Annotated in this window: 14 protein-coding genes; 5 read left to right on the top strand and 9 right to left on the bottom strand. The window is 65.7% G+C overall.

Going from position 1 to position 14,038, the window contains the following annotated elements:
• Positions 1-2 precede the first annotated feature (2 nt).
• The 8 genes from modC to C7450_RS08405 form a co-directional block, all read right to left on the bottom strand.
• Positions 3-1,118 carry a molybdenum ABC transporter ATP-binding protein gene (modC, locus tag C7450_RS08440; protein WP_110373996.1) on the bottom strand — a complete coding sequence of 372 codons (1,116 nt, stop codon included), beginning with the start codon at positions 1,116-1,118 and terminating at the stop codon, positions 3-5.
• A gap of 53 nt (positions 1,119-1,171) precedes the next feature.
• Entirely contained in the window at positions 1,172-1,873 is a 702-nt protein-coding gene (gene modB, locus C7450_RS08435) for a molybdate ABC transporter permease subunit (RefSeq protein ID WP_110373995.1), read from the bottom strand.
• Between the two features lie 343 nt (positions 1,874-2,216).
• Entirely contained in the window at positions 2,217-2,999 is a 783-nt protein-coding gene (gene modA, locus C7450_RS08430; RefSeq protein WP_110374286.1) for a molybdate ABC transporter substrate-binding protein, read from the bottom strand.
• Positions 3,000-3,249: 250 nt separating this feature from the next.
• Complete coding sequence (locus C7450_RS08425; protein WP_110373994.1) at positions 3,250-3,585, bottom strand: hypothetical protein; 336 nt, start codon at positions 3,583-3,585, stop codon at positions 3,250-3,252.
• Positions 3,585-4,478: a DUF6772 family protein gene (locus tag C7450_RS08420; RefSeq protein WP_110373993.1), complete on the bottom strand. Its 894-nt coding sequence runs from the start codon at positions 4,476-4,478 to the stop codon at positions 3,585-3,587. The genes C7450_RS08425 and C7450_RS08420 overlap by 1 nt, the downstream gene beginning before the upstream one ends.
• Before the next feature lie 222 nt (positions 4,479-4,700).
• Positions 4,701-5,531, bottom strand: coding sequence for a carbohydrate ABC transporter permease (locus C7450_RS08415; protein WP_110373992.1), 831 nt, complete (start codon positions 5,529-5,531; stop codon positions 4,701-4,703).
• The gene (locus C7450_RS08410) at positions 5,521-6,402 is read right to left on the bottom strand and encodes a carbohydrate ABC transporter permease (RefSeq protein ID WP_110373991.1); all 882 of its coding nucleotides are present in this window, start codon (positions 6,400-6,402) and stop codon (positions 5,521-5,523) included. Before C7450_RS08410 ends, C7450_RS08415 begins: the two co-directional genes overlap by 11 nt.
• A 7-nt stretch (positions 6,403-6,409) precedes the next feature.
• Positions 6,410-7,594, bottom strand: a complete 1,185-nt coding sequence (locus tag C7450_RS08405) for a mandelate racemase/muconate lactonizing enzyme family protein (RefSeq protein WP_245449539.1) — start codon at positions 7,592-7,594, stop codon at positions 6,410-6,412.
• Positions 7,595-7,769: 175 nt separating this feature from the next.
• Between C7450_RS08405 and C7450_RS08400 the strand changes: the two genes are divergently transcribed.
• The 5 genes from C7450_RS08400 (at position 7,770) to C7450_RS08380 (ending at position 13,104) form a co-directional block, all read left to right on the top strand.
• A complete protein-coding gene (locus tag C7450_RS08400) occupies positions 7,770-8,522 on the top strand; it encodes a FadR/GntR family transcriptional regulator (protein ID WP_170147146.1) in 753 nt (250 codons plus the stop codon).
• A gap of 235 nt (positions 8,523-8,757) precedes the next feature.
• Complete coding sequence (locus C7450_RS08395; protein WP_170147145.1) at positions 8,758-10,056, top strand: extracellular solute-binding protein; 1,299 nt, start codon at positions 8,758-8,760, stop codon at positions 10,054-10,056.
• Positions 10,057-11,004, top strand: a complete 948-nt coding sequence (locus C7450_RS08390) for an NAD(P)-dependent oxidoreductase (RefSeq protein ID WP_110373988.1) — start codon at positions 10,057-10,059, stop codon at positions 11,002-11,004. It begins immediately after the preceding gene.
• Between the two features lie 55 nt (positions 11,005-11,059).
• Positions 11,060-12,358 (top strand): ABC transporter substrate-binding protein, encoded by a 1,299-nt coding sequence (locus C7450_RS08385; RefSeq protein ID WP_110373987.1) that lies wholly within the window; start codon positions 11,060-11,062, stop codon positions 12,356-12,358.
• A gap of 20 nt (positions 12,359-12,378) precedes the next feature.
• On the top strand, positions 12,379-13,104 hold the full coding sequence (locus C7450_RS08380) for an SDR family NAD(P)-dependent oxidoreductase (protein WP_170147144.1): 726 nt from the start codon (positions 12,379-12,381) through the stop codon (positions 13,102-13,104).
• Between the two features lie 81 nt (positions 13,105-13,185).
• Here the strand turns inward: C7450_RS08380 and C7450_RS08375 are convergent, their stop codons facing one another.
• Positions 13,186-13,902, bottom strand: a complete 717-nt coding sequence (locus C7450_RS08375; protein WP_210206402.1) for a GGDEF domain-containing protein — start codon at positions 13,900-13,902, stop codon at positions 13,186-13,188.
• Positions 13,903-14,038 lie beyond the last annotated feature (136 nt).

Raw genomic sequence — 14,038 nt, 5'->3', positions numbered from 1 at the left:
GGTCAATCCGCGGCGTCTGCTGCGGAGCCCTCCCGCTTGCCGGGCTCTTCGGGAAGGAACGAGACCGCCTTGACCACGGCAAAGACCGTCCTGCCCGGCGCGAGCCCCAGGCGATCCAGCGACAGGCGTGTCAGCCGCGCGACGAGCGGCACGCCCTGGCAGTCCAGGCGGATCTCGACCGCCGCGCCCACAGGCGACCCGATTTCCGCAATGACGCCGGCGATGATGTTGAGCGCGCTCAACCCTTCCGGCCGCCGATCCGCCAGCATGACGTCCCGCGCCCGGATATGCAGGCGGACGGGCGCCCCGACCGGTTTCGCGACCGACGGAATGCGGAGCTCGCCCGCCGGGGTCGCCACGAGCGTCAGGCCGTAGCGTTCGTCCTGCGCGGCGACGGTCCCATCGATCACCGCCCCGGTACCCTCCGGACCCGTGAGAGGCGAGAGATCGAGGCGCTGCATCACCTCCGCCGCCGGCCCGGCCGCCGCCACCTCGCCGGCATTCAGCACGACCAGTGTGGTGGCGAGCCGCGCCACCTCGGCGACGGAATGGCTGACATAGACGATCGGCAGGCGCATCTCGTCACGCAGGCGCTCGATATAGGGCAGGATTTCGCCCTTGCGGCTCTCGTCGAGGGCAGCCAGCGGCTCGTCCATCAAGAGGAGCCGGGGACTGGCGAGGAGCGCCCGCCCGATCGCCACGCGCTGCTTCTCGCCGCCGGAGAGCCCGGCCGGCCGCCTCTCGAGCAGGTGACCGATGCCGAGCATGGCGACGATCGGCTCCACGGCGACGCGCTCGCCGGCCGGTACGAAGCCGCGTCCGTAGAGAAGATTGCGCCGCACGCTCATATGCGGAAAGAGCCGCGCCTCCTGGAAGACGTAGCCAAGGCGCCGACGATGTTTCGGCACGAAGATCCCACGGTCGGTATCGACGAGCGTGACCCCGTCGATCACCACGCGCCCCCGGTCCGGCCGCAGCAGGCCGCCGATGATATTGATGAGCGAGGTCTTGCCCGAGCCCGAGCGGCCGAACAGCGCGGTCACGCCGGCCCCGCCGGTGAAGCGGGCGGCGAGACGGAAGGCCCCGAACCGGTGGGTGACGTCGATGTCGATGCTCATGGATTGTAGGTCATGGATTGCAGGTCATGGATTGCTGTTCATGACGTCATCGATCATGCGGCCGCGATGCGGCGGGCGACGCCGCGCGCCAGGACTTCGGACAGGAGGAGCGCGGCCATGGCGATGACGACCGCGACGATCGTCAGCCGCATGGCGCCGGCGTCGCCGCCCGGCACTTGCGTGAAGGTGTAGATCGCCGCCGACAGGGTCTGCGTCTCGCCGGGGATATTCGACACAAAGGTGATCGTCGCGCCGAACTCGCCCATGGCCTTGGCGAAGGCGATGACCATGCCGGCGATGATGCCCGGCAGGATCAGCGGCAGCGTCACCGTCACGAACACCCAGACGGGATTGGCGCCGAGCGTGCCGGCTGCCACCTCGAGCCGCGTATCGACCGCCTCGATGGACAGGCGGATGGAACGGACCATGAGCGGAAACGCCATCACCGCGCAGGCGAGCGCCGCGCCCGTCCAGCGGAAGGAGAAGACGATGCCGAAATACTGGTCGAGGAAGGCGCCGATAGGCCCGCGCCGCCCGAACAGGATGAGCAGGAGGAAGCCGGTGACGACCGGCGGCAGCACGAGCGGCAGATGCACGATGCCGTTGAGCAGAGAATGCCCCCAGAAGCGGCCGCGCGCGAGCAGCAACGCGACGATGATGCCGAACGGCAGGCTGGCGAGCATCGCCCAGAACGACACCTTCAGGCTGAGATGGACAGCCGTCCATTCCGCGGGGCTGAGCTCAAGCCAGGACATTCATCGACGCCATGTTGGGTGCGGACAGGTGGAAAGAGCAATGGACATGATCTGGAGGGCTGCGTCCACTACCCATCCGCGGCCGTCATCCCCGGCCTTGTGCCGGGGATCCCGATGGGCAAAGTCGATGCCTCACCGTTCGGGATGGCCGGGACGAGCCCGGCCATGACGGTTTGGGCGAGAAACGTAGCGTGTCGTTCCCGGCGCGGGCTTAAAGCCCGCGGGAAGGGAACCCATGAACACAGTCCAACCTTGCCGGCGACCGACAATGTTCATGGATTCCGGGCCCGTCCTTCGGACGTCCCGGAATGACCCTTGACCATGGTGGGTTACGTCAACCCTTTTACTGCGTCACAGGCTTGCTCAGAACCGTGAACCCCTCCTTCTCGAAGAGCGGCCTGGCCTTTCCCGACTGCAGGTAAGCAAGGAACGCGGTCGCGTCCGGATGGCTCGAGTCCTTTGTCAGCGCAATCGGATAAAGAATTGGCGGATGTGAATTTTCCGGGAAGGTTCCGACGATCTTGACCTGCGGATCGGCGGCGGCGTCGGTGGCATAGACGATGCCGAGCGGCGCCTCCCCGCGTGAAACGAGCAGCAGAGCGGCGCGCACGCTCTCCGCCTGCGCGATCTTCTTCTCGACGCCGGCCCAGGCCCCGAGCTTCTCAAGCGCTGCCTTGCCATATTTGCCGGCCGGCACGGCCGACGTGTCGCCCATGGCGAGCCGCCCGTCGCCCAGTGCCTTGGCGAGATCGAAGCCCGGCCCGATGTCGATCTTGACGGGACTGTCCTTGGGCGCAATCAGCACGATGCGGTTGCCGAGAAGCGTTACGCGGCTGTCCGGCTTGATGAGGTCCTTCTTGGCCAGATAGTCCATCCAGTCGAGATCGGCTGAGATGAAGATGTCGGCCGGCGCCCCGGATTCGATCTGCTTGGCGAGCGCCGAGCTCGCCGCATAGGAGACGGTCGCCTGCTTCGCGGTCTCTGCCTTCCACTGGGCATTGATGGCGTCGAGGGCGTTCTTGAGGCTCGCCGCCGCGAAAACGACGGGATCCTTGGCCTCCGCCGCGGCCATGCCGCCGAAACTGATAAGCGCCGCGACGGCGATCGCGCCGGCCGCGCGCGTCATCTGCGCCAGCCGGCCCCGGATATTAGATTGATCGACCACCATCGGCTCCCCTGCCCCGCCATCGAAATATCTCAATGGATATATCGTTAGCCGATCGCGACGCGATTGGGGAGAGAGAAAGAGCGGAATTCCTCTCGTTAAGACCAGGAGAAGGCACATCGGGGTCGGCGCGTCATCCCCTTCGCGGCCGGCTTCACCGGCCGCCGGTCGTGATACGTCACCAATCGTTGGCGCCCCTGACCCCGCGCCCTCAGGCCTTCAGATGCAGCGTCACCAGCACCGTGACCGCCGCGCCGTCTGGCAGGTCGGCGGCGACGCGCAGCCACGTGCCGAAGCGCTCGACACGGGCGAAGCCTATGCCGTCCTTCTCGGTCGGCAGGTCGAATTCGGTGCCTTCGGGCGCCCAGCGCATACCGTCCGGCGAGATCTCGATGCGTGCGCGGCCCGGCTTGCCAGTCACGGGCTTCAAGGCCCGCACGAAGACGACGGCCTCGCTCGCCCAGCCAGCCTCGTAGGGCTCGGTGGCGCTCTTGCCGGTCCAGGTTTCGTTGCGCGCCACGATGGCGGCGAAGCTCTCACGCAGCATCAGAAGTCTCCCGACAGGCAGACACTGTCGACATAGAGGAAAGCCCGCTTGTCGGTGTCCGTCTCGGCGAAGAAGCCGAGATTGAGCATGCACCACAGGTTCTTCATGGCCGGGATGCGAATGGGCTCGTAGGTCGAGACATCAAACACCCGGTCATTGCAGCGGAAACCGGTGCATTGCATCGTCGCCAGATCAAAATCGAGGCACAGATACGTCCAGTTCACCTTGGTCGGGATCTCGTTGTAGCAAAGGCGCTGCTCGCCCCCAGGCAGGTCGACCCAGCCCTCCGGCGCCAGGTGATAATGGCTGACGGTCTTGTCGTCGTGGCCGATCGGCTTGAAGGATGTCGTCTGCGGCTTGAACTGCCAGCGCTGGATGTGCTCGCCGTCGAGCGCGTTGAGGAAGCGCATATGCGGCATCACCCGCTGGCCGCCATCGCCCGCCCCATCGCCGACCTGCAGATCATAGAGGAAGCCGAAGGAGCGCACGTCAGCTTCCGACAGCTTGAGTTCGCTCGCCTCGGGCTTGAAGGTGACATAGGCCTCGATGCGGATGGGACCGGCATGGCGGAACGTGAGGCGCTTGATCGCCACGTTCTGCGCGCCGCGCTTCGGCCGGGTGGCGATCTTGAGGGCATAGCTGCCGTCGAAGGACCCGTGCGAGCCCGCGTCCCAGTGGGGCAACGTCGACAGCATCGGCGACAGATGCTGCGCATAGCCGGGCAACATGCTGTCGAGGTCCTCCTCGTAATTGCCGACGAGCTGCGTCCACCCGCTGAAACCCCGGTCGAAATCATCGAAGGTGATGATCCGGGGCAAGGGATCGAAGCGGCTGAGCGACGGATTGGCCATTTGCATGGCTCGTCTGAGGTCGTTCCCGGCGATATCGGTCATGGATGTGATCCTTCGGACATTGTTTCCTCTGGGTTCCTGATGAGGCGTTGCCGCGATCTAGTGGAGCGAATTTGACATTTGAGTCCCGCCTGACATGGGGCTCCAGATCAAATGTCAAATTCAAAAGCTCCAATAAAACCAATAACTTGCTAGTTGCTCTCGTGACTCCGACATTTGCTCCGAGGCCCGTATCAGGCGGATGCAAATGTCGGAGCAGAACCACTAGCCTTTCGTCGATCCCGCCGTCAGGCCGGCGACGAGATGTTTCTGGGCGAGCACGACAAAGATGAGGACGGGGAGGAGTTGCACCGTCGAGGCCGCGAACAGGACGCCCCATTCGACGCCCTCGACCGCGCCGATCATCTCCGAGAGCACGAGCGGTGCCGTCTTGGCGCGCGTCGTGGTGAAGATGAAGGCGAACAGGAACTCGTTCCAGGCGTAGACGATGACGAAGACCGCGACCGCGACCATGCCCTGGGCGGACAGGGGCAGGATGAGCTTGTAGAGCACCTGCAGCCGGCTCGCGCCGTCGAGATGGGCCGCCTCGTCGATCTCCTTCGGGATCTGGTCGATGAAGGTGCGCATGACGAGTGTCCCCAGCGACACGAAGAAGGTGGCGTAGAGGATGATCAGGATGAAATGGGTGTCGTTCAGCCCGAGCCAGTTCACCGCCGGGAACAGCGGCAGGGTGATGACGATGGGCGGGATCAGGCGGATGAAAATGAGAAAGAAGGCCGAGCCCGCCAGCACCTTGTGGCGGAAGCGCGAATAGGCGTAGCCGGCCACCGCGCTCGCCAGCACGGCGACGATCGTCGCACCGGCGGTGACAATGAGGCTGTTGAGAAGACCGTGGAAGAAATCCCCCCAACGCTCCCATAAGGCTACATAATTCGTCCATGTCGGCTGGAAGGCAAGGCGTGGCGGCACGGCGAAGATGTCGCGATCCGTCTTGAACGACGACAGCATGATCATCGCGATCGGGATGAGCGACCAGGCGAGAACCACCAGGATGGCGAGGCCCTTGAGGGCGATGAGGAGCGGGTTACGGCGCATAGGTCGCAAACATCTCCTTGTAGAGGCGCCGGAGATACCAGAGCGCCAGGACGAGCGATGCCACGACGAGCAGCCAGCCGGTTGCGGCCGCATCACCGAAGGCGTTGTAGCGGAAGGCCTCGAGATAGAGATAGACGGCGAGCACCTCGGTCTGGCGCGCCGGGCCGCCGCCGGTCAGAAGCCACACCTCCGAGAACAGACGGAACGCGAAGATGTAGCGGAAGAGCATGGCGATCAGCATCGCCGGCACGAGCAGCGGCAGGGTCACCCGGCGGAAGCGCGCGAAATGGCTTGCGCCATCCATCTGCGCAGCCTCGTAGAGTTCGCCGGGAATGGCGAGCCGCGCTGCATAGAGGATCACGAAGGTGAACGGCAGGTGCAGCCAGATGCTGAGCATCGAGACGAGCAGCAGCCCCTGCCAGGGCACCACGGCCCATTCGAGGGGCGGCAGGCCGAGCGCCGCCAGCGCCTGCGTGGCGAAGCCGACCTCCGGATCGAAGAGGAAGCGCCACATCACGACCGCCGAGACCTCGCTGACCGCATAGGGGGCGAGCACGGCGGCCAGGAGCAGAGGCCGGAAAGGCACGCCGCTCGCGAACAGGAGCGCCATGCCGAGCCCGAGCAGAAGCTCCACATGCACGACGATCAGGACGACGATGACCGTGTTGGCGAGCGCCTTCCAGAAATAGGCGTCCGCCAGGACGCGGCCGTAATTGGCGAGCCCGACGAAGACCGGCGCCTGGCCGAAGGACGATTCGGTCAGGCTGAGCCAGAACACATAGAGCGCCGGAATGAAGATGATGATACCGACGAAGAGTTGGACAGGCGCGATGAAGCCGAGGGCGGGAAGAAGCGGCGAGCGTTGTTCCATCAGGCCCTCAAGCGATACGGTGGCGGGCGAGGACGTCGTAGTCGAGGGCGACGCCTAATCCCGGCCCCTGCGGAATGGCGACGCCACCGTCGATGATCTGACTATGCCCGCCGACGACAGGCGCGCAGAGTTCATCCCGCAAGGGATTATCATAGACCATGCATTCGAAGGTTCGAGTCGTCTCGGCCGCCGCGGCAAGTTGCAGGCTCGCGGCGACGCAGATCGCGCCGGACCAGCCGACGTGTGGCGCATAGGCGGTGTGATAAGCCGCGGCGAGTTCGGTGATCCGCCAGGTCTCGGTGATGCCGCCGGAGCGCGTCACATCGGGCTGGATGAGGCCGAGCGAGCGATCTTCCAGGAGTTGCAGCGCCTCGCTGCCGACATAGTCGCTCTCCCCCGCCGCCAGCCGTATCGGCAGATGCTGCGCGAGCCGCCGATAGCCGGCGCGGTCATGCGGCGCGATCGGCTCCTCGAACAGATCATAGCCGAGATCGGCGAGCGCCCGGCCGACGCGCATGGCATCGTCGACGTCATAGGCCCAGTTGGCATCGACATAGAGGGCGATGTCATCGCCGGCGAGGCGTCGCGCGAGCTTCGCCCGGGCGATGGCGGCCGGGACAGGCCGGCCGAGTTTGACCTTGATTTCGCGGAAACCTGATGCCAGCGCCGAGGCGATCTCGGCCTCGACGGTCGCGTCGTCCAGCCAGTTGATGGACGAGGCGTAAGCCGGCACATGGCTGCGTCCCATGCCGCCGAGCAGGCGATGGATCGGCTCGCCCGCCCGCTTGCCGGCGAGATCCCAAAGTGCGATGTCGATGGCGGCGAGCGCCTCGACCAGCTGGCCGCCGGGGCGTCCGGTGAGGGCATTGCGCATGCGCTGCCACAACGCGCGGCGATGGCTCGAATCCTGTCCCAGGAGGCGCGGCGTGAGCGCTTCATCGACCAGCGCGGCATAGCCCTTGGCGCCACGGCGCGCGAGCCCCTCGCCGATGCCGATGAGACCGTCGGCGGTCTCCACCTCGACGACCAGGATTTCCACGGCGGGATAGTCGCCCTGGGAGGTGCGCTGGGCCTTCGGCAGGATTGCCCGCAGCGGATGAGCCGTCACGCGTTGGATCACGGCACCCGCGTTGTGCATCTCCGCCTCGGCCACAGCCCGGCTGGCAGATGACACGCGTTCTTGATCAGTCACGCATTCCTCCCTGTCCGATATTTGCCTAGCAACTTATCTGCTAAGTTGGATAGTTGCAATGCCACATCACCTTTGTCATAGTCATTCGGCTGGCCGTAGCGATTTCTGCCGCGGAGGCACGCCGAAAGTGCCGCATGGCCGTTCGGCCGAAGACAGCATGCCAAAGGGAGCCGGCGTGAACGGAGCACTCGACATCGACCCGCTCGATGCCTTGCTGGGCGCTGAGGATGTCGCGCCGGTACGGCTCGGCGAAGCGGTCATCGAGAAGCTGACCCAGGCGATCCTCGACGGGCGTCTGAAGCCGGGCGATGCGCTGCCTTCCGAGGGGCGGATCGCCGCATCCTTCGGCGTCAGCAAGCAGGTGGCGCGCGAAGCCATCCGCGAGCTGGCGGCGATGGGGGTCGTGCATATCCAGCAAGGCAAGGTCACGCGTATCCGTGACCTCGATGCCGAGCCGCTGGGCCGCTTCTTCCGCTTCGCCGTGCGGGGCAGCGCAACCGGCATCAACGAGGCGATCGAGCTCCGGCGAATCCTCGAGCCGCCAACGTCGAAGCTCGCTGCAACCGCGCGCAGCGACGCCGAACTCGCCCATCTCGGCGCTATCCTGGCACGGATGGAGGCGAGCCTGGGGGACGTGCCGTCGTGGATCGAGGCGGATCTCGATTTTCACGAGACAATCGGCACGATGTCCGGCAACCGCCTGCTGAAGTTCCAGATCCGCGCGCTCCGGCCCATCATCTCGGAAATCATGGAGATCTTCAATTCGCGCGGAAACCGGGGACCTGTGGAATGGCGCGAGACCTATGAGCGCCACGTCCGCATCTTCAACGCCATCAAGGCGGGGGATGCGCATGCGGCCTTCGGCGCCATGAGCCAGCATTTCGAGGCCGCGGATGCAGCCGTGAAGGAACTGTTCTCCGGCGAATAGGCCGCTCCGGCGCCTTTGAGTCAGTGCGTCTGCTGCGGACCTGCTTCGCCTGGAAAGGGACGAGCACATTCATCAACTTGGATGGCCTCAGGCGATTCCATCGAAGCCGGATTGGCTCCAAAGGCGCGGATAGGCCCGACAGCACGATCGATCCCACAGCGCAGAAGCGCCGGGGGTCACCCAGAACATGTCGCAAGAACATGTCCCAAGACCATGTCCATTGTGGAGGAAACCGATGTCCCACATCCGTCCATCCCGGCGGGCGCTCCTGGCGTTCGGCGCGGGCGCCCTGCCCTTCGCGGCCGGCCTTGGCCCTGCCGTCGCGCAATCAAAATCGCTCAACATCATCGGCCATCGCGTCCACCGGACGGCGCTCACCGGCGACGCCGGCGGCAAGGGTGGCGACATCCTCGGCGAATGGGGCAAGGCCAACGGGGTCGCCCTGAACTGGTCGACGTTTGACGTCGGCCCGCTGCACGAGCGCCTGCTGCGGGAGGCGAGCCTCGGCGAAACCTCCTTCGACGTCGGCTTCCTGCTGAACACCAATGCCGTGCCGCGCAGCTTGCAACTGATGGCGCCGATCAACGCCTTCGCGGCAAGCGACCCGATCGAGGACTGGCAGGAGGTCTCGCCGGGAATGGTCAAGGCCGTCACGGTCGACAGCGAGACCTTCGCCGTGCCCTTCCGCCATGCCACCACCGGCCTTCACTACAACGAAGCCTTCTTCACGGAACGCGGCCTCTCCGGCCCGCCGCGCACCATCGAGGACATGATCGCCTTTGCCGAGAAGACCACCTTCCGACGCGACGGCGATGTGCCGGTGAACGGATTTGCGATGGAGGGCGTGAGCTATGTCAACATGGTCACGCTGTCGCTCGCCTATCAGGCCCCCTTCATCGATGAGACGCTGAAGGTCGTCCCCAACACGGCGGGGATGGTGAAGACCTTCGAGGTCTTCCGCGACCTTTTCGCCAAGCAGATCCTGCCGCGAAACTTTGCGGCGCTGCGGCAGGACGAGGTCATCACCATGATGCAGACCGGGCGCCTGGCCATGTGCCACTTCGCCTTCGGCCGCTATCTCGCCTTCAACGATCCCCAGAAATCGAACTACGCCGGCAAGATCAAGGTCGTCTCGCCGCCGGCCGCTGCGGGGTCCCCCGGCGGCGACATCGTCGGCACCACCGAGTTCTGGTCCTTCGTCATCCCGCGCAACAGCCGCAACAAGGAACTCGCGTGGCAGATGGTGAAGGCGATGACCGCCAAGGAGGCGGTCATCCGCGCCGCGCTCAACGGCAACGGGCCGATCCGCCCGTCCGCCTACGACGACCCGCGTGTCAAGGCGGCCGTGCCCTATGCCGCCGAGGAGGCCCGCGCCCTCGCCGTCGCCAAGCCGCCGCTACCCGCCTTCGACAAGGCGACCGAGGCCGGCGACATCCTCGCCCAAACCGTTCAGGCAGTCGCTCTCGGCCAGATGAAGCCCGAGGACGCCGTCGCCCAGTTGAAACAACGCGTTGAACCGCTTGTGAGGTCTTAAATGTCTGCGATTGTTCCCGGCCCGATTGCCCCCGGTCAAAGCGTCATCGGATTCATCGGCATCGGCACCATGGGCCTGCCCATGGCGCTCAATGTGGTGAGGGCCGGCTATACGCTGAAGGTCTTCGATCTCAGCGAGAAAGCGCTTGCCGAGGCCAAGGCGGCGGGCGCCACGCCCGTGTCCTCGGTGGCCGAACTCGCCCGCACCTCAGACGTCATCATCACCATGCTGCCGGATGCGCCGGATGTGGAAAAGATCGCGCTCGGCGAGGACGGCATCGAATCCGCGGCGAGACCGGGCACGCTCTATGTCGACATGAGCACCATCGATCCCGGCACCAGCCGCCGCGTCGCGGCCCAGCTCGCCGGGCGTGGCATCCGGATGATCGACAGCCCGGTGGCGCGTGGGGTGGAGAACGCGCGCGCCGGCACGCTCGCGCTGATGATCGGCGGCGACAAGGCAACCGTTGACGAGGCCATGCCGCTGCTCAGCACCATGGCCGACACGATCACCTATTGCGGCCCGCTCGGCAACGGCGTCGCCATGAAGCTCGTCAACAACTTCCTGTCCGCCGGCATCGTCTCGACGGTCGCCGAGGCCTGCGCCATCGGGCTCAAGGCCGGGCTGCCGCTCGACATGATCGTGGCGATCAGCGGCGCGACCGGCACCAACAATGCCTGGATGCACAAGCTGATGCCGTCGAAGGCCTTCCTCGGGGACTTCAGCCCCGGCTTCATGACGCCGCTTGCCCGCAAGGACCAGCGGCTGGCCTTGTCCTTCGCCGAGGACATGGGCGTGCCGCTGACCCTTGGCAAAGCCGTCTTCGACCTGCTGACCCAGACGGCGGAAGTCTATCCGCGCGAAGATTTCACGAGCATCCTGCGCGTCGTCGGTGATGGCGCGGGGGTCAAGATCAGGTTGGCCGAAGCGGACAAGCCGGCGGCCTGAGACGAGAACGGGAGGGGCCACGAGAGCCCACACCCCATTTGAGGGAGGAAATAGGATGTCAGGCCATCGACGTAGTCCCACACGCCGGGAGATATTAGCCCTTGCAGGTGCCGCGGGCGCCACGCTCGCGCTGCCGGGCCGCGGTTTCGCCCAGGCCAAGAAACTGACCGTCCTGTCTCACCGCGTCCATCATGCGGCGGCGACGGCGGGCCCCGGCGGCGACGCGACCGCCGCATGGCGAGCCGCGACCGGCACCGACGTCGACTGGGTGACGCTCGGCGACGTCAACGCCATCATGGAGCGCCTGCTGCGCGAGGCCTCCCTGTCGGAGACCTCCATCGACGTCGGCTATCTCCTCAACGGCCGTGCGGTGCCGCGCAATCTGAAGCTGTTCGAGCCGCTCGACGCGCGGCAGGCAAGCGCGCCGATCGAGGCCTTCGACGACTTTGCCCCCGGCCTCGTCGAACCCATGAAGCTCGACGGCGCGCTCTATGGCGTGCCGGTGCGTCACGCCACCAATGCCCTCATCTACAACGAGGCGCTGTTCGCGGAACGCGGCGTCGCCCTGCCGAAGACCTTCGAGGAACTGGTCGAGGCCGCGCGCAAGCTCACCTACAAGCGCGCCGACGGCACATCGGTCTATGGGCTCGCCTTCACCAGCGTCTTCGCGTCCAACTTCCTGACGCTGGCACGGGCGCTGGGCGGCGACTACATGACCGCCGACGGCAGAATCGTCTGTACCGAACCCGGCATGGTGAAGACGCTCGGCATCCTGGCCGATCTCTACAAGGCGGGCGTGATGCCGCGCAATTTCACCAATCTCAACAATGAGGAGGTGACGACCTGGATGCAGCAGGGCCGTGCTGCCATCACCGTCAATCCCTTTGCCCGGCTCGTCAGCTACAACGATCCGTCGAAGTCGCAATATCCCGGCAAGTTCAAGGCACTGACGGTCCCGGTCGCAGCCGACCTCCAGGGCAAGATCACCTATGCCCCGACCGTCGAGTTCTGGGCGCTCGTCATCCCGAAGGCGGCGCAGCAGAAGGATGCGTCATGGGGGCTCATCAGCGCCCTGTCGTCGAAGGCGGGCACCCTCGCCATGGCGCTCAACGGCAACGGCCCGACGCGCCTGTCGACCTATGACGATCCGAAGCTCAAGGCGGCCCTGCCCTATGCCGCCGATGAGGCCGCGGCGCTGAAGACGGCGCGCATCCATCTGCCGGCCTTTGACGAGCAGGCCCGCGCGCATGATATCTTCGTGCAGGCCAGCCAGGCCGCGGTGATCGGGAGCATGACGCCCGAGGCGGCGATGGCCGATGCCGCCGCGCGGGTGAAGCCGCTGCTGCCATCATGAACGACACGGGGGAGAACGGGGTGATTGACAGACAAGTCGCACTGGTCACCGGCTCGACGCGCGGCATAGGCCACGCGATCGCCGGGCGGTTGGCCGCCATGGGGGCCAGGGTCGCCGTCCATGGCCGCGATTCGAGCGAGCCGGCGGATGATCTGCCGCCGGGCGCCCGCCTGTTCACGGCCGACCTCGCGGACCGGGCGGCGACAGCCGGCCTGGTGCGCGATGTCGAAGCGGCGCTTGGCCCGCCCGACATCCTCGTGCTCAATGCCTCGATCGAGTTCCGCCAGACCTGGCAGAGCCTGACCGAGGAGGCGATGGCGGCGCAGGCCGAGGTCAATCTCTTTTCGACCATGCGCCTGCTGCAATCCGTCCTCCCCGGCATGATCGCGCGCGGTCGCGGGCGCATCATCGCCATCGGCACCGTGCAGGAGTACCGGCCGAACGACGTGCACCTGTTCTATGCCGGCACCAAGGCGGCGCAGACCAACATCATCCTCAACCTGGCGCGCAACACGCGCGTGCCCGGCCTGACCTTCAACGTCGTCCAGCCCGGCGCGATCCTCACCGACCGCAACCGCGCCGTGCTCGCCGATGCCGATTTCCGCCGGGGCGTCGAGGCCAAGATCCCGCTCGGGCGGATCGGCGAGGCCAGCGACTGCGCCGGTATCGTCGCCTTCCTCGCATCCCCTGAGGCGGCCTATATCAATGGGGCCGTGCTGTCCGTCGACGGCGGCATGCGTCTGTAGAGCCGAACTTTCGCAGGAGGGACATGGTTCCCTTACGCGCATTCGGGCGCCAGGCGTGATGACGCACGCCCGCCTGCCGCCTCAGCCGCTGGCGGATCGGGCGAAGACCTCGGGATAGGCGAGCCTCACCCGCTCCGACAGCTCAATCCGATTGCGCCCGTTCCGCTTGGCCATGTAAAGGGCCTCATCGGCTTCGGAATAGACCGTGTCGAAGGAAATCGACGGGTCGCGAATGGCGATACCTGCAGAGATCGACACATTCGCCACATTGTCGGCGGCAATGATCGCGGTTTTGGTCACAGTCTCGCGCAGATTGATCAGCGCCAGAACGATATCTTCCACCCGCGCATTCGTCGCGATCAGCGCGAATTCGTCGCCGCCCATGCGCCCCACGAGGCCGAACTGCGAAAGATGGCTCGCCATGATCTGCCCGATGGCGCGAATGACCGCATCCCCGGCACGATGACCGATGGTGTCGTTGATCGTCTTGAAGCGATCGACATCGGCGATGACGAGGACCATGGCGTCGAAGTCGGCCTGTTCGCTGGCTTCCATCAAGGCACGGCGATTCGGCAATCCGGTGAGTTGGTCTGTCCGGCTCAATTGCTCGAGTTCGCGATGGGCAAGGAGAAGGGCCTGCTGGGACCGCCCGAAGGTGAAACTCACCGGGATCGCGATGATGAACACGATGACGACCGTCAAGAGCCACGAGCGCAGGGCCGTCGGCCAGTCGGCGAAGAAGACGAGTTGGCTCGTGACATCAACCCCGAGCGCAATCACGAGACTGATCCCAGTCACGAGGATGACATAACGCGCGAGGCTTCTGGTCGTTGATATCAGCGGATGTGTGAGCAACCGGATCAAACTTCTGGGACGGAACAAGGCCGGCGCTCCGAAAGACGCAAATGGGGGTGTACCGATAACGCAACGCCTT

This window comes from Chelatococcus asaccharovorans (assembly GCF_003201475.1).
GTDB classification, from domain to species: domain Bacteria; phylum Pseudomonadota; class Alphaproteobacteria; order Rhizobiales; family Beijerinckiaceae; genus Chelatococcus; species Chelatococcus asaccharovorans.
This window is presented reverse-complemented; position numbering and strand designations above follow the sequence as displayed.

Coding starts and splice junctions, on each gene's coding strand:
- modC (WP_110373996.1), bottom strand. CDS start 1,118: ATGAGCATCGACATCGACGTCACCCACCGGTTCGGGGCCTTCCGTCTC.
- modB (WP_110373995.1), bottom strand. CDS start 1,873: ATGTCCTGGCTTGAGCTCAGCCCCGCGGAATGGACGGCTGTCCATCTC.
- modA (WP_110374286.1), bottom strand. CDS start 2,999: ATGACGCGCGCGGCCGGCGCGATCGCCGTCGCGGCGCTTATCAGTTTC.
- C7450_RS08425 (WP_110373994.1), bottom strand. CDS start 3,585: ATGCTGCGTGAGAGCTTCGCCGCCATCGTGGCGCGCAACGAAACCTGG.
- C7450_RS08420 (WP_110373993.1), bottom strand. CDS start 4,478: ATGACCGATATCGCCGGGAACGACCTCAGACGAGCCATGCAAATGGCC.
- C7450_RS08415 (WP_110373992.1), bottom strand. CDS start 5,531: ATGCGCCGTAACCCGCTCCTCATCGCCCTCAAGGGCCTCGCCATCCTG.
- C7450_RS08410 (WP_110373991.1), bottom strand. CDS start 6,402: ATGGAACAACGCTCGCCGCTTCTTCCCGCCCTCGGCTTCATCGCGCCT.
- C7450_RS08395 (WP_170147145.1), top strand. CDS start 8,758: ATGTCCCACATCCGTCCATCCCGGCGGGCGCTCCTGGCGTTCGGCGCG.
- C7450_RS08390 (WP_110373988.1), top strand. CDS start 10,057: ATGTCTGCGATTGTTCCCGGCCCGATTGCCCCCGGTCAAAGCGTCATC.
- C7450_RS08385 (WP_110373987.1), top strand. CDS start 11,060: ATGTCAGGCCATCGACGTAGTCCCACACGCCGGGAGATATTAGCCCTT.